23 protein-coding genes are annotated in these 24,829 nt (G+C 58.7%); 8 read left to right on the forward strand and 15 right to left on the reverse strand.

The window, feature by feature from the left end:
* Positions 1–214 precede the first annotated feature (214 nt).
* The 3 genes from OHL21_RS23290 to OHL21_RS23300 are packed head-to-tail and all read left to right on the forward strand — an operon-like array spanning position 215 to position 3,392.
* Positions 215–1,687 (forward strand): ATPase domain-containing protein, encoded by a 1,473-nt coding sequence (locus tag OHL21_RS23290; RefSeq protein WP_263419696.1) that lies wholly within the window; start codon positions 215–217, stop codon positions 1,685–1,687.
* Positions 1,688–1,745: 58 nt separating this feature from the next.
* Entirely contained in the window at positions 1,746–2,864 is a 1,119-nt protein-coding gene (locus OHL21_RS23295; protein WP_263419697.1) for a sensor histidine kinase, read from the forward strand.
* Between the two features lie 60 nt (positions 2,865–2,924).
* Positions 2,925–3,392 carry a DinB family protein gene (locus OHL21_RS23300; RefSeq protein ID WP_263419926.1) on the forward strand — a complete coding sequence of 156 codons (468 nt, stop codon included), beginning with the start codon at positions 2,925–2,927 and terminating at the stop codon, positions 3,390–3,392.
* Between the two features lie 436 nt (positions 3,393–3,828).
* Here the strand turns inward: OHL21_RS23300 and atpC are convergent, their stop codons facing one another.
* From atpC to hfq, 9 genes are all read right to left on the reverse strand, one after another.
* On the reverse strand, positions 3,829–4,266 hold the full coding sequence (gene atpC / locus OHL21_RS23305) for an ATP synthase F1 subunit epsilon (protein WP_263419698.1): 438 nt from the start codon (positions 4,264–4,266) through the stop codon (positions 3,829–3,831).
* 3 nt (positions 4,267–4,269) lie between these two features.
* On the reverse strand, positions 4,270–5,706 hold the full coding sequence (atpD, locus tag OHL21_RS23310) for a F0F1 ATP synthase subunit beta (protein WP_263419699.1): 1,437 nt from the start codon (positions 5,704–5,706) through the stop codon (positions 4,270–4,272).
* Positions 5,707–5,719: 13 nt separating this feature from the next.
* Complete coding sequence (locus OHL21_RS23315; protein ID WP_263419700.1) at positions 5,720–6,811, reverse strand: F0F1 ATP synthase subunit gamma; 1,092 nt, start codon at positions 6,809–6,811, stop codon at positions 5,720–5,722.
* A 6-nt stretch (positions 6,812–6,817) separates the two neighbouring features.
* Positions 6,818–8,365 carry a F0F1 ATP synthase subunit alpha gene (atpA, locus tag OHL21_RS23320; protein ID WP_263419701.1) on the reverse strand — a complete coding sequence of 516 codons (1,548 nt, stop codon included), beginning with the start codon at positions 8,363–8,365 and terminating at the stop codon, positions 6,818–6,820.
* A gap of 68 nt (positions 8,366–8,433) precedes the next feature.
* The gene (gene atpH / locus OHL21_RS23325) at positions 8,434–8,973 is read right to left on the reverse strand and encodes an ATP synthase F1 subunit delta (protein WP_263419702.1); all 540 of its coding nucleotides are present in this window, start codon (positions 8,971–8,973) and stop codon (positions 8,434–8,436) included.
* Positions 8,973–9,668: an ATP synthase F0 subunit B gene (locus tag OHL21_RS23330; protein ID WP_263419927.1), complete on the reverse strand. Its 696-nt coding sequence runs from the start codon at positions 9,666–9,668 to the stop codon at positions 8,973–8,975. The genes atpH and OHL21_RS23330 overlap by 1 nt, the downstream gene beginning before the upstream one ends.
* A gap of 11 nt (positions 9,669–9,679) precedes the next feature.
* Positions 9,680–10,144, reverse strand: a complete 465-nt coding sequence (locus tag OHL21_RS23335; RefSeq protein ID WP_263419703.1) for an ATP synthase F0 subunit B — start codon at positions 10,142–10,144, stop codon at positions 9,680–9,682.
* 525 nt (positions 10,145–10,669) lie between these two features.
* A complete protein-coding gene (gene hflX, locus OHL21_RS23340; protein ID WP_399259201.1) occupies positions 10,670–12,121 on the reverse strand; it encodes a GTPase HflX in 1,452 nt (483 codons plus the stop codon).
* A gap of 2 nt (positions 12,122–12,123) precedes the next feature.
* Entirely contained in the window at positions 12,124–12,429 is a 306-nt protein-coding gene (gene hfq, locus OHL21_RS23345; protein WP_263419704.1) for an RNA chaperone Hfq, read from the reverse strand.
* 273 nt (positions 12,430–12,702) lie between these two features.
* Between hfq and OHL21_RS23350 the strand changes: the two genes are divergently transcribed.
* Entirely contained in the window at positions 12,703–13,821 is a 1,119-nt protein-coding gene (locus tag OHL21_RS23350) for a DegT/DnrJ/EryC1/StrS family aminotransferase (RefSeq protein WP_263419705.1), read from the forward strand.
* A 78-nt stretch (positions 13,822–13,899) separates the two neighbouring features.
* Here OHL21_RS23350 and OHL21_RS23355 read toward each other — a convergent pair whose 3' ends face one another.
* Positions 13,900–14,517: a TetR/AcrR family transcriptional regulator gene (locus OHL21_RS23355; RefSeq protein ID WP_263419706.1), complete on the reverse strand. Its 618-nt coding sequence runs from the start codon at positions 14,515–14,517 to the stop codon at positions 13,900–13,902.
* A gap of 86 nt (positions 14,518–14,603) precedes the next feature.
* On the opposite strand from OHL21_RS23355, the gene OHL21_RS23360 reads away from it, so the two are divergent.
* The 4 genes from OHL21_RS23360 to OHL21_RS23375 all read left to right on the forward strand — a co-directional run bounded on the left by OHL21_RS23360 (position 14,604) and on the right by OHL21_RS23375 (position 21,210).
* On the forward strand, positions 14,604–16,067 hold the full coding sequence (locus tag OHL21_RS23360; RefSeq protein ID WP_263419707.1) for an efflux transporter outer membrane subunit: 1,464 nt from the start codon (positions 14,604–14,606) through the stop codon (positions 16,065–16,067).
* Positions 16,068–16,099: 32 nt separating this feature from the next.
* The gene (locus tag OHL21_RS23365) at positions 16,100–17,188 is read left to right on the forward strand and encodes an efflux RND transporter periplasmic adaptor subunit (protein WP_263419708.1); all 1,089 of its coding nucleotides are present in this window, start codon (positions 16,100–16,102) and stop codon (positions 17,186–17,188) included.
* Positions 17,185–20,364, forward strand: coding sequence for an efflux RND transporter permease subunit (locus tag OHL21_RS23370; RefSeq protein ID WP_263419709.1), 3,180 nt, complete (start codon positions 17,185–17,187; stop codon positions 20,362–20,364). Before OHL21_RS23365 ends, OHL21_RS23370 begins: the two co-directional genes overlap by 4 nt.
* A gap of 72 nt (positions 20,365–20,436) precedes the next feature.
* Entirely contained in the window at positions 20,437–21,210 is a 774-nt protein-coding gene (locus OHL21_RS23375) for an SDR family oxidoreductase (protein WP_263419710.1), read from the forward strand.
* Positions 21,211–21,670: 460 nt separating this feature from the next.
* Here OHL21_RS23375 and pqqE read toward each other — a convergent pair whose 3' ends face one another.
* From pqqE to pqqA, 5 genes are read right to left on the reverse strand one after another with little or no spacing between them, the layout of a single operon-like run.
* Positions 21,671–22,744 carry a pyrroloquinoline quinone biosynthesis protein PqqE gene (pqqE, locus tag OHL21_RS23380; protein WP_263419711.1) on the reverse strand — a complete coding sequence of 358 codons (1,074 nt, stop codon included), beginning with the start codon at positions 22,742–22,744 and terminating at the stop codon, positions 21,671–21,673.
* A 6-nt stretch (positions 22,745–22,750) separates the two neighbouring features.
* Positions 22,751–23,011, reverse strand: a complete 261-nt coding sequence (locus OHL21_RS23385) for a PqqD family peptide modification chaperone (RefSeq protein WP_263419712.1) — start codon at positions 23,009–23,011, stop codon at positions 22,751–22,753.
* Positions 23,008–23,751: a pyrroloquinoline-quinone synthase PqqC gene (gene pqqC / locus OHL21_RS23390; RefSeq protein WP_263419713.1), complete on the reverse strand. Its 744-nt coding sequence runs from the start codon at positions 23,749–23,751 to the stop codon at positions 23,008–23,010. The genes OHL21_RS23385 and pqqC overlap by 4 nt, the downstream gene beginning before the upstream one ends.
* A 2-nt stretch (positions 23,752–23,753) precedes the next feature.
* A complete protein-coding gene (pqqB, locus tag OHL21_RS23395) occupies positions 23,754–24,656 on the reverse strand; it encodes a pyrroloquinoline quinone biosynthesis protein PqqB (RefSeq protein WP_399259206.1) in 903 nt (300 codons plus the stop codon).
* A gap of 3 nt (positions 24,657–24,659) precedes the next feature.
* Positions 24,660–24,740, reverse strand: coding sequence for a pyrroloquinoline quinone precursor peptide PqqA (gene pqqA, locus OHL21_RS24630; RefSeq protein ID WP_147650507.1), 81 nt, complete (start codon positions 24,738–24,740; stop codon positions 24,660–24,662).
* Between the last annotated feature and the right edge of the window lie 89 nt (positions 24,741–24,829).

The raw sequence follows: 24,829 nt of genomic DNA on the forward strand, positions 1-24,829 counted from the left end.
GTAAGAACCGCGGAAGGACTCCCCGAGGGACCCGGGGGATGATTTGCAGATGGCAAATCAGACCCTTTTTGGCAGACTTTTCGGGAAAAATGACATCTAACCGCAAAGGAAGGGAGGGAACGGTATGGGCGGCAAGCTTCCACCGAGCAACAGACCCGGGGAGCCGGATTTTCTTTCATCACCTAATGGTTTGCAAAGCCGGGAAGAAAGACTTTTGACCGGCGTCGAAGGATTAGATGACATTCTGAACGGTGGTCTTCCCAAAGGACACCTCTATCTCATAGAGGGAGACCCAGGGACGGGCAAAACCACACTAGCCTTGCAGTTTTTGCTCAAGGGACTGGAAGAGGGCGACAGGGGAATGTACATCACCTTGTCTGAATCCAAACTCGAGCTGGAGCAAGTGGCGGCCTCCCATGGATGGTCGGTGGATTCGATCACAATCTACGAGATGATTCATTCTGACGAGGACCTGAGCGCAGAGGCGCAGTACACCGTCTTTCACCCTTCAGACGTCGAGCTGGCCGACACCATGACGTCGATTCTCAAGCAGGTGGAACAGATTAATCCGCAACGCGTGATTTTTGACTCCCTCTCAGAGTTCCGCATGCTCGCCCGCGATCCGCTCAAATACCGCCGCCAGATTCTTGCATTGAAGCGGTATTTTTCAGGAAGGAACTGCACCGTCCTTTTGCTGGATGACCGAACTGCAGTAGGAACTGGAGACGATCTCCAGCTCCAGAGCATCGCCCACGGCGTCATCAAAATGCAGAGCCTGGAACGAGATTTCGGCATCAAGAGACGCCGTATGGAGGTTCATAAACTCCGCGCCTCCCACTTCCGCGAAGGCTTCCATGACTACACCATCAAGACCGGCGGAATCGAGATCTACCCTCGCCTGGTTGCCTCGGAACACAAACCCGGCTTTAAACGGACCAATGTCGCGAGCGGGGTGAAGGAGCTGGATGATCTCTTCCGTGGAGGAATCGATACTGGAACCAGCACGCTCCTGATCGGTCCGGCCGGCTGCGGCAAATCGACGATCGCGCTTCGATATGCGGTCTCCTCGGCCCAACGCGGTGAGAAGGCAATCATCTTCACCTTTGATGAGTCACTCGCAACATTGATCGAACGTGCCCGCGGTCTGGGTATGGATCCCACCGAACTGTTGCATAGCGGCCTGCTTGAGATCCAACAGATCGATCCCGTGGAGCTTTCTCCCGGAGAATTTGTCTCCAGGATCAGGCGGCTGGTTGACGAAGACAACCTTCGAGTTGTCGTCATCGACAGCATGAACGGATTCCTGAACGCCATGCCGCATGAACAGTTCCTCGCCATGCAACTGCACGAATTATTGGCCTATCTGGGACAGCAGGGCATCGCAACGCTGCTCACGCTCGCACAACACGGCTTCATCGGCGCCACCAATACGCCCATTGACGTAAGCTATCTGGCAGACACGGTTTTGCTGTTCCGTTATTTCGAACGCGCCGGATCCATCCGCCAGGCACTTTCGGTTGTTAAGAAAAGGAGCGGCCCGCATGAACACACTATCCGCGAACTGACCTTTCGCAGAGGAGAAATCAAGGTTGGACCTCCACTCCATGAGTTCGAAGGAGTTCTTAGCGGAATCCCAACCTTCACCGGTTCAAAGGTAGAGGAGAATTCTTCTGAGCCCCGAGAATGAGACGACCTCCAACGAGACACGCACCCTTGTCCTGGCGCCTACAGGACGGGACGCGCCGTTGATCTCCATTCTTCTGGAGAGACTGGGCAAGCCTTGCCATATCGTGAGCTCCGTCTCCGAACTGAGCATCAATATTCGTAAAGGGGCCGGCGCCGCGATTATCACTGAGGAGGCGCTGAAAGGGGACGGCATCCTTGAACTGGAATCAGTGCTGACGGAGCAGCCGGCATGGTCGGACTTTCCTGTCATCCTTTTGGTTGCAGGCGGCCGCGTCACCACCGAAAGTGAACGCCTGCGCCGGTTGCGGATGCCACTGGGAAACGTGCTTCTTCTGGAGCGCCCCATCCGCCCCGAGACCCTTCACAGCACACTCGAAGTCGCATTGCGCGGAAGGCAACGTCAATACCAGGTACGGGACCAGATGGAGCAGATGGTGCGGGCCCAGGAAGCTCTTCGCCGAGCGGAAAAACTGGCGGTCACCGGACGACTGGCAGCGAGTATTGCCCACGAGATCAACAACCCGTTGGAATCCGTGACCAATCTGCTCTACCTGTTACGCTCGGAAGCATCCTCCGACACGGCACAGCTTTACCTCAGTCAAGCCGAGCAGGAGCTCGCGCGTGTGACCGAGATCGCCAAACACACCTTGCGTTATTACAAGGAACCCAACAAGCCGGTGCTTGTAGACGTCAGCGCTGTATTGGACTCCATGCTGACGCTGTATCACTCGCGTCTGATCGCAGCACAGATCGACGTATGCAAAGAGATGCGCTCTCCGGTCGTTTCTGCTCATGCCAATCCCGGAGAGCTACGGCAAGTCATCGCCAATCTCATCGGCAATGCGCTCGATGCGATGCGCACCGGCGGTAAGCTCAGGCTGCGAATCGGCTCCTGGTATAGCCCGAAACTTTCAGATCGCCGATACCTGAGTCTGACCATTGCCGATACAGGGTCGGGTATCGATCCACAGTTGCTGCCAATCGTCTTCGAGCCGTTTGTCACAACCAAGGGAGAAACGGGCACGGGCCTCGGCCTATGGGTCACCCAGGAAATCGTCAGGAAAAATGGGTGGTCCATTCGCGTGCGCAGTTCCATAAACCCTGACCACCGCGGAACCGTCTTTTCGATCCTCATTCCGGCGGAACCCGCTGAGGCTTCAAGTTCTATCGCGGCCTGACGTTCCATTTACAATGATTCGGCATCACGAAGAGGCCACGCCCTGTTCACTCTCACCGGAATCCGTCAGTTACATAGCTGGACTCATTCAACCCTCACTCTTCTGCTCGATCACCTCGCGACGATCCCTGAAGAAGCGTATGCGAAAGAGCTTCCGGGCTTCGGACTTCCAACGCTTCGCGAACAGATGATTCATATCTTTAACTGCGAAGGTTTGTGGACCCACGCCCTCCAGAAGGCCGGGTTCCGGGATGAAGATCCCGCCGACTGGCCGACCATCCCGGATGCAAGACGACTGCAGCACCGTGTCGGCGCAAACACGCTTGCCTACTTGTCAGGCCTGACGGACGAGCAGCTCAATGCGGATACTGAACTGCATTTCCCGGACGGGGACATAGCCATACGCACTCCGGCATTCATCCTTCATCACGTCCTGACCCACGCCTTCCATCACAAAGGCCAGATGGTCTCCATGTGCCGTACGCTGGGCTACCCCGCGCCGGATACCGATCTGAGCAGGTTTGAATAAAGGTTTCAACCTGGACTCGCCGATGCAAACGGGTGATTCGCATTGCAATGGAGAGTTATAGAGCTGGCCTTCAGCCCTTTAACGCTGGGTAGGCACTGAACCTGGGGCGCTGCCCCAGGCTGGTATAGAGCGCGCCTTCAGCGCTTAGAACGGGGAGATCGCTGGTGGCGTCCCGATTCTGCGATGTGGGTATTCGAGCAAAGCTCGATCTTTTTGTTTGTCATTTCGTAGCGAGATCTAGGCGGCATCGAAATTGGCTACTTCGACGAAAGTTATGAACACAGATATGCGATGGTCTGGGCCCAGCATCTAGAACCCCTAACGAGGATTTCAGTTCCTTGGACGGTGCTCTTATGCCAATCCCGAGTAGGATTGAAGGAAGCAAAAAGGCGCGAACCGAAGTCCGCGCCTTTTGTGTTCGTATCTGTAGAACGAGTTAGTGAGCAGCCTTACCCTCAGCCGAAGCGATCTTCTCTTCGGCTACGCGGATCTCCGCGTTGGCATCGTCATACGACTGTGCGTCGTCGCCGGCTTCGGCCCAGTCCTTCTCGCCCTTCTGAAGGTCGGCCTTGGCCTGCTCCACGTTGATCTCGCCCGGCCGCATTGCCTGTTCGGCCAGGATGGTCACACGCTCCGGCAGCACCTCGGCAAAGCCCCAGGCCACGAAGAACTTCTCGTTGCCCGAAGCACCACCGTGCAGGCGAACCTCGCCGGCGCCCAGTTCGGCCAGCAGTGGAGAGGCGCCATAGAGCGTCTCCAGGTAGCCGGACATCGACGGCAGCTCCACCGCCTCAGCCGTGGTGTCGACCACCACGCGCTGCGGCGTGACCAGCCGCACCGAGAGAAGTCCCGTATTGTGTGTTGTCTCGGCCATGGCTTACTTCTTCATCTTCTCCGCGGCTTCGAGCACTTCCTCGATCGAGCCCTTCATGTAGAAGGCCTGCTCCGGAATGCTGTCGTGCTTGCCTTCGATGATTTCCTTGAAGGAGCGGACCGTGTCGGCAACCTTGACGTACTTGCCCGGGTTGCCGGTGAAGATCTCGGCCACGTGGAAGGGCTGCGACAGGAAGCGCTGCACCTTACGTGCACGGGCCACGGTGATCTTGTCCTCTTCCGAGAGCTCGTCGATACCGAGAATCGCGATGATGTCCTGCAGATCCTTGTAGCGTTGCAGAATTCCCTTCACCGCCTGGGCGACACGATAGTGCTCTTCACCGACGACGCGCGGAATCAGGATGCGCGAGTTGGATGCGAGCGGATCGACGGCCGGATAGATACCGATTTCCGTCAATGCACGCGAGAGCACGGTGGTGGCGTCAAGGTGAGCAAAGGTCGTCGCCGGAGCCGGATCGGTAAGATCGTCAGCCGGAACGTACACAGCCTGCACCGACGTAACCGAACCCTTCTTGGTCGAGGTAATACGCTCCTGCAGCTGACCCATTTCGGTCGCCAGGTTCGGCTGATAGCCTACGGCCGAAGGCATACGGCCCAGCAGCGTGGATACCTCGGAACCCGCCTGCGTGAAGCGGAAAATGTTGTCGATGAACAGTAGCGTGTCCGCGCCTTCCTCATCACGGAAGTGCTCCGCGATAGTCAGACCGGTGAGGGCCACGCGCAGACGCGCACCCGGCGGCTCGGTCATCTGACCATAGATGAGTGAGGCTTTGGACTTGGTCCAGTCCTTAGGATCAATAACGCCCGACTCCTGGAACTCGTGCCAGAGGTCGTTTCCTTCGCGGGTACGCTCGCCCACACCGGCGAAGACCGAGAAGCCGCCGTGCTTCATGGCGACGTTGTTGATCAGCTCCTGAATCAGAACCGTCTTGCCTACACCGGCGCCGCCGAAGAGACCGATCTTACCGCCCTTCAAGAACGGCTGGATCAGGTCGACGACCTTGATGCCGGTTTCGAACATCTCTTCCGAGGTCGACTGCTCGTCAAAGGCCGGGGCCTGGCGGTGAATCGACTTGTAGGTCTTGGCCGGAACCGGGCCGAGCTCGTCCACGGGCTGCCCCAGAACGTTCAGCACGCGGCCCAGGGTCTCGCGGCCCACAGGAACGGTGATGGGGTTGCCGGTGTCGACAGCCTTCATGCCGCGAACCATACCCTCGGTCGCCGTCATAGCGACGGTACGCACACGGCCCTCACCCAGATGCTGCTGCACTTCGACGATGACGTCGATCGGCTGGGGCGTGGTGAAGCCCTCGCTGGTGATGCGCAGCGCCTGATAGATAGGCGGCATATTCGACTCTTCGAACTGCACGTCAACGGCCGGGCCGCTGATGGAAACTACGTGTCCAATGTTCTCTGCCATAAATCCTTCTCTCTTACAGAGCGGCCGCGCCGCTCACAATCTCGATCAGTTCCTTCGTGATGGCCGCCTGGCGTGCGCGGTTCATCGTCAAGCTCAGCGCGTCGATCATGTCGCCCGCGTTGCTGGTAGCGTTATCCATTGCTGTCATACGCGCGGCATGTTCCGCAGCCGCCGACTCCAGCATCGCGTGCAGGATCTGGGTCTCAATGTACTTGGGCATCAGGTGCTTGAAGATGCGTGCCGGGCTCTGGTCGAAGATGTAGTCCACATCGGCGGTGCCGAACTTCTTGGCCTCACGCTCGATCGCGGTCTCCTCCGGCTCCAACGTGCTGACACCGGCGGTACGCGCCGCATGTCCGGCAGCTTCCTTCTGCTCCAGCGACATCTCTTCGGCAGCAGTGATCTCCGGAGCTCCCAGCTTGGCGATCGGCAGCAGCTTCTCTACCACCACACGCTGCGCAATCACACTCTTGAACTCGTTGAAGACCACATAGACGGAGTCGATCTCGGCCCGCTCGAAACGGGCAACGATATCGTGCACCATGGCATGCACGGTATTGAAGTCCAGGCGGGCCAGCAACAGCTCATGCTCGCCGGTCAGCTCAACCTTGTGGGCGCGATGACGGATGATCTCGTGATGCTCAGAGAGATCGTTGTCGTACTTCTCCGTCTTGCGCTCATACACAGCCTGCGGATAGAGGCGACGGAAGGCATCCCTCGCCTTGCGGCCCACCGGCTCGACATCGACGTTCTGGCCAAGAGCTTCGCGCTCGCGGATAAAGTTCGAAGCGGCGCGCACGATGTTGGAGTTGAACGCTCCGGCAAAGCCCTTGTCGCCCGCAACCACCACAACGAGGACGTTCTTCTCCTCGCGCTGCACCAGCAGCGGATGAATGGCTTCTCCCGTCGTCGGATCGTAGATATCGGCGCGGCGCTGCAGCGACTCCAGCACGGAGGTAATCATCTGCGCGTAAGGACGCGCCTGCAGAGCGGCCTCCTGCGCACGGCGCAGCTTGGCCGCCGAGACCATCTTCATCGCCTTGGTGATCTGCCGCGTGTTTTTCACGCTGCGGATACGGCGTCGTAGATCGAGAACGCTTGGCATAGTCGGTTAGGCCTTGGCGGCCGCAACCTCCTTCGGCTTACGCTCCGCGAGGAAGGTCTTCTTGTACTCGCTGATGGCGTCGGTCAGCTTCTTCTTGACCTCGTCATCGAGCTGCTTCTTAGTGGCGATATCGTTCAGCACGCCATTGCCGCTAGCCTCGAGGAAGGGAAACAGGCCGTCCTCAAACGCGCGGAGCTGCTTCACTTCGACATCGTCCAACAGACCCTGGGTTCCGGCGAACAGAATTGCAACCTGCTTCTCGGCCGGCAGCGGCTGGAACTGCGGCTGCTTCAGCAGCTCAGTCAGGCGCTGGCCGCGAGCAAGCTGCCGCTGCGTGGCGGGGTCAAGATCGGAACCGAACTGCGCGAAGGCCGCGAGCTCACGATACTGGGCCAAGTCAAGCTTCAGCGTGGAACCCACCTGCTTGGTCGCCTTGATGGCGGCAGCGAATCCTACACGGCTTACCGACAGACCTACGTTCACAGCCGGGCGGATACCCGCGTTGAACAGATCGGTCTCGAGGAAGATCTGACCGTCGGTGATCGAGATCACGTTGGTCGGAATGTACGCCGCAACGTCGCCGGCCTGGGTCTCGATGATCGGAAGGGCCGTCAGCGAACCGCCGCCCTTTTCCTTGCTCATCTTGGCCGAACGCTCCAGCAGACGCGAGTGGAGATAGAACACGTCACCCGGATACGCCTCACGGCCCGGCGGACGGCGGAGCAGCAGCGAGATCTCGCGGTAAGCCACGGCGTGCTTCGACAGATCGTCGTAGATCACCAGCGCGTGCTTGCCGTTGTCGCGGAAGTACTCACCGATCGCGGTCGCGGTGTACGGAGCCAGGTACGACATCGGCGAAGGCTCGGAAGCCGTCGCAGCAACGACGACCGTGTAGGCCATCGCGCCCCTCTCCTGCAGCGTCTGCACCACCTGGGCCACCGACGAGCGCTTCTGACCGATGGCGCAGTAGATGCAGATCAGGTCATTCTTGGCCGAGTTGATGATGGTGTCGAGAGCAACGGCGGTCTTACCGGTCTGGCGGTCGCCGATCAGCAGCTCACGCTGTCCACGGCCGATCGGGATCATCGAGTCGATAGCCTTGATACCGGTCGCCATTGGCTCGGTCACCGACTGACGGTCGATAACGCCCGGAGCGATACGCTCGACGGGCAGCGAGTGCGGGGTGTTGATCGGTCCCTTGTCGTCGATCGGCTGGCCGAGCGCGTTTACCACGCGGCCTACCATCGCTTCGCCTACCGGGACCGACATAATGGTGCCCGTACGCTTGACCTGGTCGCCTTCCTTGATCTCGGTGTAATCACCCAGAAGCACGGCGCCGACCTGGCCCTCGTCCAGGTTCATGGCCAATCCCGCAACGCCCTTGGGGAACTCGATCAGCTCACCGGCCATAACCTTGTCCAGGCCATGGATACGGGCGATACCGTCGCCGAGCGAGATCACGGTTCCGACCTCGTCAACCTGCACGCGCTGCTCGTAGTTCTCAATCTGCTGCCGCAGAAGTTCGGTTATCTCATCTGCCTTGATCTGAGCCATTCCGTCGTTTCCTCTTCAATCCCTTGTACTTAATTTGTCGCGTGCGTCTTGTGCGTTTCCGCCGCGGCTTACGCGTTGACCAGCTTCTGCTTCAACTGGGCCAACTGCGCCTTGACCGAGCCGTCATACAGCGTCGATCCAATCCTGATAATTGCTCCACCCAGCAGAGAGGCGTCCTGCTTATAGCTGGCGCGCACCTTTCCACCGGCCAGGGCTCCGGCCTTCTGCTCCAGCAACACCTTATCCTCGTTGGTCAAAGGACGGGCGCTGATGATCTCAGCCTCCGAAATTCCAGCCTGCCTGTCAGCGATGGCATTGTACTCACCCAGCACATCGCCCAGCATCTCCATGCGGTCGTGTGCGGTCAGCACCGCCAGGAAGTTCCGTACCTGCCTGCTGAAGCCGATCTTTCCACCCACCGCATCCAACACCTTCACCTTGGTGGCCTGGTCGATCGATGGGTTCTCGAGAAGCTCACGAAGCTCACGACTGCCGGCCAGCGTTCCGGCAAAATCATCGAGCTGCTGACGAACCTGGCTGCGGTCGAGCTGCGAAGCAGCAACCACATCCGCAAAAGCCTGCGCGTAACGAAGAGCTACATCTGCCATTAGTTCTGGTCTCCGTTCCCGCCCAGACGCTCCGCAAAGCTGCGGATCAACAGGCGGTCAGTCTCAGCCGAAACCTGCAGCTTCTGCGCTGCCTCTGAGATCGCGAGTTCGGCCGCGTACTCTTTGATGGTGCGCTGCGCATGGGCGCTGGCCGCGGCAATCTCCTGCTCGGCCGCGGTAACAATCTTGTTCTTCTCGTCCTCGAGCTGCGCCTTCATGCGTGCCTCTTCGGCGGCGGCATCGGCCGCGGCCTGCGACTTCAGCGCGGCAATCTCACCGTCCAGCTTCGCCAGGCGGGCCTCGACGGCGGACATGCGGGCATTGGCCGCCTCGGTTGCCGAGCGAGCTTCATTGATCTGCTTGCCGATATCGGCGGAACGCTTGCGGAAGGCCTTAGGCAGCGACTTCATCAGGCCATACAGCACCGCAATCGCCAGCACCGCGAAGTTCAGAACCTGGAAGGCAGTGGCGGCCGTGTCCGGCTGCATGCCCAGTGCATGGCCGATCTTCACGACCATCGGACTTTTCAGGAAAGCCTCGTTGGACTCTTCGTCCTTCTTTTCAGACTTCTGCTCTTCGGGAGCCGGCAACTCCGGCTTATCCTGCTTAGCGACGGGTGCGGGGGCGGCCTGCTGTGCAAAGGTCAGCGGCGCGGGCGCAACAAGAACACCGGCAAAGATCGCCGCGAAAATCATCTTCTTCAACTTCACTGCGCGCCTCCAGCCAAAACTTCCGCGGGAAGAATAGCCTTCACCACCTGAGCCGAAAGCTGCTCGCTGGCTATCTCAATCTGCTTCTTCGCCTCAGCGACGCTCTGCTCTACCTGCTGGCGGGCAGCGGTGACACGCGTCTGCGCCTGCTCACGCGCCGCGGCTAGAATGGCCTCACGCTCGGCGTTGAACTGCTGGACACGCTTCTGGCGGGCCTCGAAGATCTCAGCGCGCGCAATGCGCAACCGCTCTTCATACTCCGACGTCTTGTTTTCAGCGGAGGCTACAGCAGACTTAGCCTGCTCCATGGCGCCGGAAGTACGCGCACGGCGCTCGGACAGCGTCTTCTCCAGAGGACGGCGCACCAGTACGCTATAGGCGATCACCACGAGCGCAAACAACACAATCGTCGGCACGGAGCCGAGCACAAGTTCGCTAAGTGTAGCTAGGATCTGATTCATGAAATGGCTTGTCTGGAAAGCTGCCGTAACCGCGGGAACGGATCTTCAGGGCAGCGAAAGAGGCTGTCTTTTCTTCCCTTCGACATCTTATTTGTAACAAGGCATTTTGGGCCATGTCAATGCAATTTGGTGCGATAAAAGAACGAACACGTCGCTATTCGGACAACTTGACATCCCTGAAATATCCCCGAAAAGTACTTGACGCAATCGAGAACCGGAGTACCCTTTAAGTCACCACCTGGACCCAATTCAGGGTCAATCAGGCCGCCTCGCCGGGGACACTCTCCGCTCCCCCTCTTTGAGGCGGCCTGATCATTTAAACGCTCAACTCGGGATATCTCGATACTCGGGAATATGAATATTGCGGTCCCCATGCACTGGGTGCCCCATCCATCGCAAAGCGATGGGTGGGATTGTTCAAAATGACGTGTCGGGAAACGGATAGATAAGCGATTCGAGCGGGACTCGAACGTCCCACCCATCGCGTTGCGATGGATGGGGCACCCAGTTGTTACAGGGTCAATCCTAAGACGCCGACTCCAATTGAAACCGCCGATACCGGCCCAGCAGACTCGCCGGGCCACGCGCTCGCAGGTAGACCAGGTTTCCCTCAAACCGCTTCTTCTCAATAAACGCTCCGGCCTCAATCGCCGCCAGCGCCGCGCCCTGCTTCTGAGGAATGCGGAACTCCGCCGTCTCCGTAGGATCGGCCGCTCCTTCTCCTCCGATACGTTCATCGATCAGCGTGATCAACCGCTCCAGGCCCTCGCCTGTCCTGGCGCTCACCGTGACCAGATCGCGCTTCCCCGCATGATGCCAAAGATCCTTCCGCTGCGCTTCGCTCAACAGATCCGCCTTATTCATCACCTCAATCACCGGCTTGCGTGCGGCATCGAGCTCTCCCAGCACCTTCTCCACCTGTGTCTTCTGCTCATCCAGCATCGGTGACGAAGCGTCGCGAACATGCAGCAAAATCTCCGCGCGCTCCACCTCTTCCAGGGTTGCGCGGAAGCTGGTGACCAGCGTATGTGGCAGATTGCGGATAAAGCCGACCGTATCGCTCAGCAGCACCTTGCGTCGTGAAGGCAGTGCGAGCTGACGCAGCTTGGGATCGAGCGTCGCGAACATGCGGCTCGACTCCAGCACGCCCGCCTCAGTCAGCGCGTTGAACAACGTGCTCTTCCCCGCATTCGTATAGCCGACGAGCGCCACCACCGGAACTGGGACGCCTTCGCGCCGCTGCCGCTGCTGGCGCCGGATGCGCCGTACCTGCTCGAGCTGGCCCTTCACATGGTCGATGCGGACATGGATGCGCCGCCGATCGGTTTCAAGCTTGGTTTCACCGGGACCACGGGTTCCGATTCCGCCACCAAGCTGGCTCATCGCCTTGCCTCGTCCGGCCAGCCGCGGCAGCTGGTACTCAAGCTGCGCCAGCTCTACCTGCAACTGGCCCTCACGGGTTCGCGCATGGCGCGCAAAGATATCGAGGATAAGCTGCGTGCGGTCGATCACGCGGCACGGCAACAGCTTTTCGAGATTACGAAGCTGCGAGGGCGAGAGGTCGTGGTCGAACAACACCAGCTCGGCGCCCGTGCTCTCAGCCATAGCGGCGATCTCGTCCGCCTTGCCCTGACCTACGAGCAGCGCGGGGTCGGGTTTCTGCCGACGCTGAATCATGACCGAGGCGATCTCCGCACCGGCTGAGCGCGCCAGCTCACGAAACTCTTCCAACGCCGCCTCGAAATCGAGGTCTGCAACTGGAACCGGAGGGTCTACAAGAATGTCGGTCGCCGCAGCGTCAATAGCCGCGGAAGCGCGCGCCTGCGCGGCGACATGCGGAATCCGCCGCCGTTCGCCGGTGAACTCCACCGCGACCAGAACGGCTCGCTCCGCGTGTGCGCTCAGACTGCGCTCGCGCAGTTCGTCAGCCTGCCGCAGCTTCTCCACGAGAAGCCGCGGCTTCTGTATGTCTGCCAATGCTAGGCGCCTGCGGGCTCATGCGCGGCGACAGCGGTCGACGAAGGAGCGCCATGTGACATGGCGGATCCATGCGTCCGTTCGCCGTGACCCGTAGCGGAACGCCCACTGACCACGGTGGAGATAGCGTGCTTAAAGATCAGCTGCTCCTGACTGTTGTTCTCGAGCAACACGGAATACTTGTCGAAAGAGCGAATACGGCCCGTCAGCTTCACGCCGCTTACGAGGTAGATCGTGATAGGGCTCTTGTCTTTGCGGACAGTGTTGAGAAAAGTGTCCTGAATGTTCTGCGCCGGCTTCGAATCCATAAAGGCCGATCTCCTTTTAGATTTTCTGGTTCAAAATGCGTTGCTGGAAACAGTGAAGCTGCACCGCTTCCCCCGGGTTATTTGAGAGAAACTGCAGCGGCGTCCAGACTCAAAAGTCTTGAGCGAGTTCACAATACGAGCATTGTGCCGATTTTTCAACACTTGCTGCCCTAATAGACGCGCAGGGTTGCCCTTAGGCTGCTCAAAATTTGACTGTTTCTTCGCACTCCCGGTCACTTTCTTTCATTCTTCAGGCAGCTTAAGATCAACCTCGTGCCGAATGCCGTTCCTTTGCTTGATTTTTCTCGTGAATACCAGCTCCGCCGCGAAGAGATTCTCGCCGCCCTGGAACTGGTCGCCGACTCTCAGAAGTTCATTCTCGGGCCGGAAGTCGAACAATTTGAAGCAGCCTCCGCCAGAGCTCTACAGGTTAAGCACGCCATCGGTTGTGCCTCCGGCACAGATGCTCTCTGGCTTGCCATGGCGGCCGCCGGCGTAGGCCCAGGTGACGAAGTCGTTACTACCCCATTCAGCTTCTTCGCCTCCACCTCGGCCATCCTGCGCGCCGGCGCCACGCCGGTCTTCGCCGATATTGACCCGGTCACCTTCAATCTCTCGCCCGCAGCAGCCGAAGCCGCGATTACTCCGCGTACGAAAGCTATACTTCCCGTCCATCTCTACGGCCAGCCCGTCGACTGGGACCACTTCCAACAGATCGCAGACCGCCATAAGCTGCTGTTGGTCGAGGACGCCGCCCAGGCCTGGGGAGCACGCTGGAAGCAGACCCCGGCCGGCTCACTCGGCGCTTCTGCTGCCTTCAGCTTCTATCCCACCAAGAACCTCGCCGCGATGGGCGATGCCGGCATGGTTACCACCAACGACGACACCATTGCCGATCACGCACGCGCACTACGCTCCCACGGCATGCGCCAGCGCTACTTCCACGATGAGATTGGATGGAACGCCCGCCTGGACAGCTTCCAGGCCGCGGTGCTGAACGTCCGTCTGAAATATGTCACGGCCGGCAACGAAGAACGCGCACAGCTCGCGGAGAACTACCTGCACCTCTTCCAGCAGGCCGGCCTCATCGGCACGATTACTCTGCCGGAGTTGCTGACGAACGCTCAATCCGCCTGGCACCAGTACGTTATCCGCGCTCCACGGCGTAACGACCTGCGCACCCACTTGGCCTTCCACCAGATTGGCACCGAGATTTACTACCCGCTGCCGATCCACCTGCAGCCATCGCTTGCCAAACTCGGATATGAAGCAGGCGACTTCCCCCACTCCGAACAAGCCGCCCACGAGGTCCTGGCCCTGCCCATCTTTCCCGGCCTGCGACTGGACGAGCAGGAACTCGTGGTTCAGCGAATCGCCGAGTTTTATCGCTAACAACGGTTGAATGGTTGGATTGTTGAATCGTTGAATGGTGGGTCGTTTGAATCGGTGGCGCAACAATGAAGGTGCGCCTCATATCCGCTCAACTACCCGGTTTTGCACGCCGCTTAATGCAGTTGCGACGACCTCCTCCGCGTATAGCCGCCGGCTATCGAACGGAAACTGCTGCGCCGTGATCAGCAGAGATGCCGCCCCATGGGCGGCTGTCCATAGCACCGTACTCACAGCGAACGGATCGCCTTGAAGCACGCCTGCCTTGATGCACGCTTCCACGCGTTTGAATAACGCTCCGAAGGCAGGATTCCGTTCCTGCAAGTCCTCGCGGCTTAGCTTCAGTTTCCCAAGCGTTTCCACCGATAGAAACAGAATCCTGTACTCGTTGGGATTCTCCTCGGCATAAGCGATGTAATCCAGCAGCACTCTGCTGACGGCGGTAAGCGGATCCCGATGAACGGTGGAATCGAACCGCTTCGCTACTTTTTCAAAGCCTTCCAGTGCGAGAGCCGTCAGTAGCGCCTGCTTGTCGGCGAAATACGAGTAGAGTGCCATGGGCGAGCATTCCATCCGCGTTGCCAGTTTGCGGATCGTCAGCCCCTGGTAGCCCTCTTCCTGGATCAGCTTGCGAGCCGCCGTCAAGGTCTCAGCGCGCAGTTCCGAACGATAGCGTTCCCTTCGATTTCGCAGAGTCAATTGCTCCCTCGAAAACTTTGAATCTTTCCTTTTCTGTATATCATATTATACATGTACGTTATTTCGTCCACGTAAGGATGCGCACAATGTCGTCCTATCAAGGCCTACCTGCCGCACAGAACTTCGCCCTACGAATCAGCTTCTCCTTCGCTCTCATCGCAGGAATTGCAGGATGTGCGGTAGGGCCAAAGTATGATCGCCCAACGGTCAAGCTGCAGCCATTTCATAACGCTCCCTCAATTGCAGCCCGTACCACTTCCTTGCCGGCTCCGCCTCTCGATCAATGGTGGACAGGCTTCCGCGATGCCGAGCTGACAAGGATCGTAAGGCGCGCCTTGGATCAGAATCTCGACCTTGCTGCCGCCATGACGCGAGTGCAACAGGCGCGCGCCGCTGCCCGGGGAGCAGGAGCGCAGCGGATGCCGTCGGGATATCTCAATGCTTCAGCGACCACGATTCACCAGTCGACAGAAAGCATGACAGGCCGTCTTGCCTCGCACCTGCCCGGCTACGATCGCAATCAGAACTATTACGACCTGGGATTTGCTGCGAGTTGGGAAACAGATCTGTTTGGCGGTTTGAAAAGAGGAGCTGAAGCCGCAACTGCGGAAGCCCAGGCAGCCGAAGCCTCCCAAACGGGAACCAGGATCACGGTGGCTGCGGAAGCCGCCGATGCCTACCTCCAGATTCGTGGGGCGCAAGCTCGCCTGAACTTTGCCAAAGAGCAAATCGCCACGGACAACCATCTCGTCGAACTCGTGCAGCAACGCAGAGATGCGGGCGTCGCTTCTGACCGTGAACTCGCCCAGGCACAGGCTGTACTGTCGCAAGCCAGGGCGACCATTCCGCTGATCACAGCCTCGCTGGAGGCACAGCTCAACCGGCTTGATGTTCTGATGGGCGCCCAGCCGGGAACATACGCAGCGGAGTTGATGCCGGTGGCCGACATTCCCGAAGTACCGGAGATCTCCGGCTTTGGCGCGCCTACCGATCTATTGCGCAGAAGGCCGGACATTATTGCTGCCGAGCGAATGGTTGCGGCTTCCAACGCGCGCATCGGTCAGGCGCTCGCCGAATACTATCCAAAGCTCTCCCTTTCAGGCATCGTTGGGTCTCAGGCGGTCGCACCCGCACACCTCTTCGAGCAGCAGGGATTTCAGCCGGCCAGTGTCGTTGGTCTCCGCTGGAGACTCTTCGATTTCGGCCGTGTCGCCTCAGAAGTGCAGCTGGCCCGAGGCGCCAACGCCCAAGCCCTGCTCCAGTATCGAAGCTCCGTTCTGCATGCGGCTGAAGATGTCGAAGACGCCTTCAGTCTCCTGGTGCAGTCGGAGAATCGCCGCAATGAAATCCTTCGCGAGATTGCTGAGCTACAGCGCGTGCGCGACCGCTCCGAAGAGTCCTACGCCGCCGGTGTTATTGGCCTCACAGACGTGCTCGACGCCGATCGCCAGTTGCTTGTCGCCAAGGATGACCTGGCGGTAGCTCGAGAGAGTGCAGCGCGCGCGGCGGTCGGCTCGTATCGCGCTCTCGGGGGAGGCTGGCTCCAATGACCGAAATCCAAGACATCAAAAAGGATCGCCCTATGAAAAAGATCAATCTCAGTTACGCCGCTCTGGTTATTACCGGTCTCGTCGTCAGCCTGGCTGGTTGCAGTCAGAAACGGGAGTCAGATCCTAGAACTGAGCCGGAGCTGGTCCGCGTCGTGGAAGTAGGCTCATCTTCCGGAGCAGACCGCGCATTTACGGGCGTAGTCTCAGCGCGCGTCCAGAGCGATCTGGGCTTCCGTGTACCCGGAAAAGTCACGAAGCGCCTGGTCGATGCGGGGCAGTTTGTCCGTGCCGGGCAACAGCTCATGACGATTGATCGAACCGACTATGTCCATGCCATCACGGCGCGAGCAGAGACCGTCACTGCCGCAAAGGCAAAAGCTGATCAAGCGGCCGCCGACGAAGCCCGGTATCGTCCCCTGGTCAAAAGCGGCGCGGTCTCCGCTTCCATCTACGACCAGATCAAAGCCGCCTCCGATGCGGCACAAGCCGACCTCGCCGCTGCCAAAGCCCAGGAGCAGGTCGCGCGAGATGAGGGCAGTTACTCACAACTGGTTGCAGATGCGGACGGCGTCGTTATCGAGACCCTGGCTGAGCCGGGACAAGTAGTAGGCGCTGGACAGACAGTGGTGAAGCTCGCGCATTCCGGTCCGCGAGAGGCCGCTGTGAATCTGCCGGAAACATTGCGGCCTACGCTTGGATCGACAGCGTATGCAACGCTCTACGGAAGTACTGCGAAAGTTCCAGTTCGATTGCGGCAGCTTTCCAATGCCGCCGACCCACAGATCCGTACCTTTGAGGCGCGTTACGTTCTCGAAGGCACTGCTGCAAACGCTCCCTTAGGAGCGACCGTTACGGTTCATCTGTCCGGTGATGGAGCAACCGGCACGTTACAGTTACCAGCCTCATCCATCATCGATCGAGGAAAAGGACCGGGGGTATGGGTCGTGAACCAACCCGCGTCCACAGTGTCATTCCAGCCTGTAGAGGTGCGCCAACTGGATGAAGAACTGGCGACCATCAGCGGAAGCGTGCGCCCAGGACAAGAGGTTGTCTCTCTCGGAGTTCATCTGCTTCACGATGGTGAACGCGTACGCGTGGAGACGAAGGGAGAAGTTCGATGAGCCAGCATCATTCGCCAGAAAACAACGAGAAGTTGTTCCACGAACAGGACGCCTCCGGATCCCAGGTTGCCGAACATGCAGCAAAGCAGTTTCTCAACCTGTCAGCACTCGCCGTCCATGAAAAGGCGATTACCCTGTTTTTGCTGATTGCGATTGCAGCCGCCGGCATCTTTGCCTTCCTGAAACTTGGACGCGCGGAAGATCCCAGCTTCACCATCAAAGTCTTCACCGTCTCCGCGGTGTGGCCTGGAGCGACAGCACAGGAGATGCAGGATCTTGTGGCCGAGCCACTTGAGAAACGCATGCAGGAGCTGCGCACCTACGATCGGGTAGAGACCTTTACCCGTCCTGGGCTCGCGCTGATGATGGTGAGCCTGAAGGACAATACCCGGCCAGAGGACGTCCCCGAAGAGTTTTACCAGGCACGCAAAAAGCTGGGTGACGAAGCCCACAAGCTGCCTCAGGGCGTGTTCGGCCCCTTCATCAATGATGAATACTCGGATGTGACCTTCGCGCTCTACTCAGTCGAAGCGCCAGGTCTTCCTGCTCGCCAGCTCACGCGTGAAGCAGAAACTCTTCGACAGCGGATTCTTCAGGTCCCTGGCGTAAAGAAGGTTGACCTCGTTGGAGAACGCCCGGAGCGTATCTTTGTCGAGTTCTCCTATCCGCGGCTGGCTACGCTGGGCGTAAGCCCACGGGATATTTTCGATGCACTGGTTCGCGAGAACGCAGTTACACCCTCTGGATCGATCGATACGAAAGCGCAACAGGTTTACATCCGTCTGGATGGCGCGCTCGATGATCTCGATAAGATCCGGGATACGCCAATCGTGGCCGGCGGACGCACACTGAAGCTCTCCGACGTTGCCGATGTGAGGCGTGGATATGAAGACCCCGCCTCCTTTCTTATTCGCCATAATGGCCAGCCTGCCTTACTTCTCAGCATCGTCATGAAAGAAGGCTGGAACGGCCTGGACCTCGGCAAGGCCCTCGTTGCCGAGCAGAAGAAGATCTCTGCCGGCCTGCCCGCGGGCATCACCTTCAGCAAAGTGACGGACCAGGCGGTCAACATCCGTGAAGCAGTGGATGAGTTCATGCTGAAGTTCTTTGTCGCCCTTGCAGTCGTGATGATCGTCAGCTTCGTCAGCCTGGGTTGGCGCGAAGGAATCGTCGTGGCAGCGGCCGTCCCGCTGACCTTGGCAGGTGTCTTCGTCATCATGCTTGCCACCGGGAGAGTCTTCGATCGCATCACGCTCGGTGCTCTCATCCTGGGCCTTGGCCTTCTGGTAGATGACGCGATCATCTCCATCGAGATCATGGTGGTCAAAATGGAAGAAGGATGGGACCGCGTGCGAGCGGCCGGCTATGCCTGGAGTCATACCGCTGCTCCCATGCTTGCAGGCACGCTGGTCACTGTCATCGGTCTGATGCCGGTAGGATTCGCTCGATCGAGTGCCGGTGAGTATGCAGGAAACATCTTCTGGGTCGTGGGCTTCGCGCTGCTCGCTTCGTGGGTTGTCGCTGTAACCTTTACTCCTTATCTTGGCGTACAGTTGCTGCCCGAGATCAAAGCCCTGCATGGCGGTCATGCAGCCATCTATGCAACACCCGGCTATGAGAAGCTCCGCCGTCTCATAGTCTGGGCGGTACGTCGGAAGGTACTTGTCGCGTGCATTGTGCTTGGTATCTTCCTTATCTCGATCGCCGGCATGGGACTTGTCAAACAGCAGTTCTTTCCGCAATCCGACCGGCCTGAACTCCTGGTGGAGGTAACGCTGCCTCAAGGCACCAGCATAGAAACCACCAATGCGAGTTCAAAGAAAGTAGAGGACTGGCTGCGGCAGCAGCCAGAGGCGAAGATAGTTACGGCTTACATTGGAGCAGGAGCTCCGCGCTTCTTCTTTTCCTATAATCCGGAGCTCCCGAATCCCAATTTCGCCAAGATGGTCGTTCTGACGGCCAACGAGAAAGATCGGGATCATCTCAAGCTCAGACTGCGGGAACAGGTGCAGCGGGGCCTTGCACCCGAAGCCCGCGTGCGCGCTTCACAACTTGTATTTGGGCCATATTCACCGTGGCCGGTTGCGTTTCGCGTCATGGGGCCTGATCTGGAAAAGGACCGCGCGATTGCTGCGCAGGTACAAGCCGTGATGCTGGCCAATCCCCATACGAGGCAAGTGAATCTGGACTGGGGCGAGCGGGCGCCAACGGTGCATTTCGTGCTCGACCAGGCCCGCCTGCAACTCATCGGGCTGTCATCCCATGACGCAGCCGAGCAGATCCAGTTTCTTCTGACCGGTGCTCCAGTAACGCAGGTTCGTGAAGATATTCGCACAGTAGATGTAGTCGCTCGAAGCGCCGGAACAGATCGCTTTGATCCCAGGAAGCTAAACGATATGACTCTGATGAATCGCTGGGGCAAGGCTGTTCCATTGAGTCAGGTCGGTCATGCCGAGATTCGCTCTGAAGAACCGATTCTCAAACGCCGAGACCGCTTGCCGACAATTACGGTGCAGGGCGACATCGATGAATCCCTTCAGCCTCCACAGGTCTCTGTAGAGATTGAAAAGGCAATCCAGCCGATCGTCGCAAGCCTGCCCGAAGGCTACAGGATCGAAACCGGCGCCAATATAGAAGAAGCCGGTAAGGCGAACAGAGCTCTGGTGACAGTATTTCCCGTAATGATCGTGCTGATGCTCACGGTAATAATCTTCCAGGTTCGATCGTTCTCCGCAATGTTCATGGTGGTTCTTACTGCTCCGCTCGGCCTCGCCGGCGTAGTACCGGCATTGCTCATCTTTCATCAGCCATTCGGGTTCAATGCGATCCTGGGCCTGATCGCGCTGGCCGGCATCCTGATGCGCAATACGCTGATCCTGATCGGCCAAATCAAAACGAATCAGGAGGAAGGGCTTGATAGCTATCACGCTGTCGTAGAAGCGACTGTACAGCGTTCGCGCCCGGTCATTCTTACGGCCCTTGCAGCCGTATTGGCCTTCATCCCTCTGACCTTCTCAGTCTTCTGGGGTTCCATGGCATACACGCTCATCGGGGGGACGGCCGTGGGTACAGTGCTGACACTGCTGTTTCTGCCTGCACTCTATTCCATCTGGTTTGGAGTAAAGCCGGCGCCAATCCGGAGCGATGAAACACAGGCAGTGCTGGCGCACTCATAACCAGCAGGAAGCTGCGGCATCCGGCGTCCTGGCGATGCCAGGACCACTCAACTTCATAACGAAAGGAATCCAATGAAACTCACCGGTCGCACCATACTCATCACTGGAGGCTCCGCAGGTATCGGCCTGGCCTTCGCGTTCAAATTTCTCGAACTTGGCAATCAAGTTATCGTGACTGGCCGCCGTGAATCGGTGCTCAATGAACTAAAAGCAAAATATCCCAAGCTCCACACTATCCAGAGTAACGTCGCAGATCCCGCGCAGATCGCTGCCCTTGCAAAGCGCGTGAAGGCTGATTATCCAAAGCTCGACGTCGTGATGAACAACGCGGGCATCATGCTCCACAAGAACCTCAAAATCCCGGCGACTGACCTCGCGGGACTGATGGCGGAGGTGGACATCAACATAGGCGGCGTCATCCGGATGAGTTCTGCCTTCATCGACATACTCACGGCCAACAAAGGCACCATCATCAACGTATCCTCCGCACTCGCTTTCGTCCCTTTGCCTTCGGCGCCAATCTACTGTGCGACCAAGTCAGCCGTTCACGCCTACACCCAGTCGTTGCGGTTCCAGTTGGAGGAAACTGGGGTAGAGGTGATCGAGCTCATGCCGCCGGCCGTAAAGACCGATCTGACAGCGGAGATTCAGGAAGGAGAGGGCGTCACGCTGATAAGCACCGATGATTTGATCAAGCAGTCCTTTGCAGGTCTCAAAGCGGGTAAGCTCGAGATCAGGCCCGGCCAGTCCAATCTGCTCGCATTCATGCGACGCCTTGCCCCTGATTTCATCAACCGTCAGCTCTGGAAGGCCTCTAAGAGATTAGTTCCAGCCGGAGAGAGATAGGGTCTGTTCGGTCTTAGAGGAATTTTTCTAGACTAGCGTGGTGAGTCATTCGTTCATGCCATAAATCATGAAGTGCCTTTGCCATCCGAAGCGTTGAAAAAGCAGGTCCTTCACTACGTTCAGGATGACAACATTTTGCTATGAACGAATGGACTCAGGACACTAGTTGGTCGTATGGAATGTTGTGGCTTCTTTGCCCACCCTAGCGTTGCGAGGGTGGGGCACCCGGACAGTGGACGGTGATTTAAAAGCGGTCGCGCGTTGCGCGATATCCCACCCTTTTGCTTCGCAAAAGAATGGGGCAACAGGAGTCGTGCCTGAGATGTTCCTCTTGCCACACCAATGAAGCAGGTCCTTCGCGATGCTTAGGATGACAACAAAAGAGATATATATCCCGGCCGTTCCTCTGGTGTGGCGAGTCTGAAGTTCATATGGCATGAACTAATGACGATTCAGGCAATCAACTATTCCGGTAGATCGGCAGCAGCTCATCCCCTACCGGCTTCCTCAGCTCTTCCATCAATCCGTGCTGCGGGCTATATGTACACACCGGATCGATCGCTTCCATATCGCCCGTCAACAGAAAGGCCTGACATCGGCAGCCGCCGAAGTCGCGTTCTTTCCGGTCGCAGCTCCGGCAGGTCTCCGACATCCAGGCATCGCCGCGAAACCGCTCAAACGCAGGCGACTGCTCCCAGATCCACGACAGGCTCTTCTCCCGCACGTTGTCGAACTCGAATCCAAGCAGAATACCTGCCGAGTGGCACGGGAGCGCGCGGCCTGCGGGATCGATAAGGATCATCTGCCGTCCCCACCCACCGACGCATGCTTTGGGGAAGTTGGCATAGTAATCCGGAAGCACAGCATCCAGATGAATCTTTCCTCGCAGACGCGTCTTCGCTGCCTCCACGACAGGCAATGCGTACTGCACCTGTTCCTCAGTGGGCATCAGCAGGCTACGATTCTTCAGCGCCCAGCCGTAGTACTGCACATGCGCGATCTCGATGCGGTTGGGCTCGAGCGATTCAGCCAGAGCAATCATCTCTTCCAAGCAATCGAGATTCTGCCGGTGCACCACCAGGTTCACTGTAAAGGCCAAGCGCTGCCGCTTGATCAGCGGAACCAGCCCTAGCTTCCAGGCATGCGCCCGCGTTCCGGCGATGTAGTTCGCCCGCGCCTCATCCGCATCCTGAAAGCTAAGCTGCAGATGCTCGAGCCCCGCCTGCACGAGTCCTGCAAGCCGCTCCTCCGTCATGCCCACACCAGAGGTCACCATATTCACGTATAGGCCCGCTTCATGGCCTGCCTGGATCAGCTCCGCCAGGTCTTTACGTGCAAGCGGCTCGCCGCCGGTCAGATGCAGATGCAGGATGCCCATCGCGGCAGCCTCCTGAAAGACCCGGCGCCACACCTCGGCCGGAAGCTCCGCCGCTGACTGCTGCATCTCGATCGGGTTCGAGCAGTAGAGACAGTGCAGCGGGCAACGGTGAGTCACCTCACAGATCAGCGATTGTGGCCGTGTCGTCGCAGGCATACATCATTACCCCTGCAGCACGCCGCGTTCGGCCAGACGGCCAAGCAGCGCTACTACATCGTCGAGCATCTCGTTCTCATCGGCTCCTTCATACTTCGCCGCCAGATTATGGACGATCTCACGCACCGTGCGTTTGCCGTCCACCTCCAGCAAGACGTCGCGCGAGGGTCCACTCAGCTCCAGCACACCCTCAGGAATCAGCACCACGTCCTGCGTGGGATGCAGCCGGTATCCAGGTGTCATCTGCGGAATCGAATCTGGCGTCACAGATCCCCCTTTGGCAAAAAGCATCCCGGAGGCGGTATTCCCGGAACTACATACGCATGCTCAATGGCATCGAGCTGTGCCCACAGGATCTCGCACTTGCGTTCCAGCGCGTGAATCACCTGCTCCTGCTCTTCGCGGTTGCGGGCGTGCCTCGTCACATAGTCCAAGGCAAACGCCGCGTCCTCCGGGGCCTGCGTCAACCGGCCTACAAAATAGGCCAGACCCGGCTCCAGATAGGGATAGTGAAGCTTCATCCGGTCCATCCGCAGACTGATCAATTGCCGCGAGAACAGCTCCGTCAGGCTCGATGCCACCGCGACGAGCAGTGAACTGTCACGCACCAGCGCGAGATATGCATCCACCGCGAAGATCACTGCCGGCAGCACGCCCTTGCAGGCAATCGTGTCTTCACGCGAAACACCTGCAGCCTCGGCCAACTGGATCCACTTCTCGACGCCACCGTAACCGCTCTCGTCACCGTCGTGGTCGAGGATCCGCTTTCGCCATGCGCGCCGAAAAGCCGGATCGTCGCTCTTGGCCAGCACCAGCGCATCCTTGATGGGGATTCGGCTCTGGTAGTAGTACCGGTTCAGAGCCCATGCCTGCAGTTGCCCGCGTGTCAGCTCACCCCGGTGCATCCGCTCATGAAACGGATGGCGGTGGTGATACTTCGCCTCTCCTACCGCCTGCAGCCGCGCATGCAACTCGTCCGGACTTAACATCTCCTCTGCGGTCAACATCGTTACAGCTCCCATCCATCCTCCGCGATCTCCCATCCCCCGGCCAGCACGGCCTTACGCTCATCACTCTGGCGGTCAAGAATGGGATTCGTATTGTTCAGGTGCACAAAGACCTTGCGCGGTCCTCGCAGCTCCGCAAGCTGTGCCATCATTCCCTCCTCACCGCTCATCGGAATGTGACCGATCTCACGCGCCAATGGTGTCCCGGGCTGTGCCCGTTGCAGCTCGTCATCGCTCCAGAAAGTACCGTCGACGGCAATCGCATCCGCCGCCGCATACTCGCGGTACAAGGCTTCCGAGATGTGTCCCACCGCCGGTGTATAGAGAACCTTCCGTTCCTCACTCGCCAGAACCAGCCCGACCACAGCCTGTCCCGGTTCGGCGCTCGCACCGAAACTCTTCGCGTAATACGGCAGATCGTCTGACATCGGAATCGCCTTGCATGTGATTCCGGGCAGCAGCTCAAATGGTTCGCCGGGAAGCATCGTGACCCAGGTCAACTGTTGCGGCACCCGCTCCAGCATCCGGAAAAAACTATTGGCTTCCAGCACCCTTCGGACCAGGGGCGTGGCATACACCCGCAGCGGTTGAAACTCGCGCATCAGCAAAAGGCCCAGCACCTGATCCAGATCCGCCGAAGTCAGGACTATGCCATCGATGGGAGTATTTCGCCGGCCATCTGCTGATCTGGGCTGCAGCGTAGGTGTTGTTTCAATCTGCACACGCAGGTCTGGCCCTGCGTTCAACAAAACATTCCGCCCATGCGAACGCACCACAGCCTGTAGCTGCAGCCGGGGCGTGCAGCGCACAGGATCTCTGCGGCTCGAATCGCACAGAGCACAGGCACAGTTCCATTGCGGAAAACCGCCGCCAGCGGCGGTTCCCAGCAATTGCAATGTAAACAAGGGTTAGATTTCGGCGGGGGAGTAGCTATTGATCTCGCAGCCGAGGCTTACTTCTTTGAAATCGGGACGGGTCCAGGTCTTCATGTATCGCTTCTTCCTCTCAAGGTCTGAATGAGTTCTGCGTCTGAGACCCCACAGTACGTAAGTCCCAGTGGAGAGAGAATGCCTGAAGC

The sequence above is a fragment of the Terriglobus albidus genome (assembly GCF_025685425.1).
Lineage (GTDB): Bacteria > Acidobacteriota > Terriglobia > Terriglobales > Acidobacteriaceae > Terriglobus > Terriglobus albidus.

Excerpts from the sequence above, each read along its gene's own strand:
- atpC (WP_263419698.1), bottom strand. The coding sequence starts at position 4,266 with ATGGCCGAGACAACACACAATACGGGACTTCTCTCGGTGCGGCTGGTC.
- atpD (WP_263419699.1), bottom strand. The coding sequence starts at position 5,706 with ATGGCAGAGAACATTGGACACGTAGTTTCCATCAGCGGCCCGGCCGTT.
- OHL21_RS23315 (WP_263419700.1), bottom strand. The coding sequence starts at position 6,811 with ATGCCAAGCGTTCTCGATCTACGACGCCGTATCCGCAGCGTGAAAAAC.
- atpA (WP_263419701.1), bottom strand. The coding sequence starts at position 8,365 with ATGGCTCAGATCAAGGCAGATGAGATAACCGAACTTCTGCGGCAGCAG.
- atpH (WP_263419702.1), bottom strand. The coding sequence starts at position 8,973 with ATGGCAGATGTAGCTCTTCGTTACGCGCAGGCTTTTGCGGATGTGGTT.
- OHL21_RS23330 (WP_263419927.1), bottom strand. The coding sequence starts at position 9,668 with ATGATTTTCGCGGCGATCTTTGCCGGTGTTCTTGTTGCGCCCGCGCCG.
- OHL21_RS23335 (WP_263419703.1), bottom strand. The coding sequence starts at position 10,144 with ATGAATCAGATCCTAGCTACACTTAGCGAACTTGTGCTCGGCTCCGTG.
- hfq (WP_263419704.1), bottom strand. The coding sequence starts at position 12,429 with ATGGATTCGAAGCCGGCGCAGAACATTCAGGACACTTTTCTCAACACT.
- OHL21_RS23360 (WP_263419707.1), top strand. The coding sequence starts at position 14,604 with ATGTCGTCCTATCAAGGCCTACCTGCCGCACAGAACTTCGCCCTACGA.
- OHL21_RS23365 (WP_263419708.1), top strand. The coding sequence starts at position 16,100 with ATGAAAAAGATCAATCTCAGTTACGCCGCTCTGGTTATTACCGGTCTC.
- OHL21_RS23370 (WP_263419709.1), top strand. The coding sequence starts at position 17,185 with ATGAGCCAGCATCATTCGCCAGAAAACAACGAGAAGTTGTTCCACGAA.
- OHL21_RS23375 (WP_263419710.1), top strand. The coding sequence starts at position 20,437 with ATGAAACTCACCGGTCGCACCATACTCATCACTGGAGGCTCCGCAGGT.
- pqqE (WP_263419711.1), bottom strand. The coding sequence starts at position 22,744 with ATGCCTGCGACGACACGGCCACAATCGCTGATCTGTGAGGTGACTCAC.
- pqqC (WP_263419713.1), bottom strand. The coding sequence starts at position 23,751 with ATGTTGACCGCAGAGGAGATGTTAAGTCCGGACGAGTTGCATGCGCGG.
- pqqA (WP_147650507.1), bottom strand. The coding sequence starts at position 24,740 with ATGAAGACCTGGACCCGTCCCGATTTCAAAGAAGTAAGCCTCGGCTGC.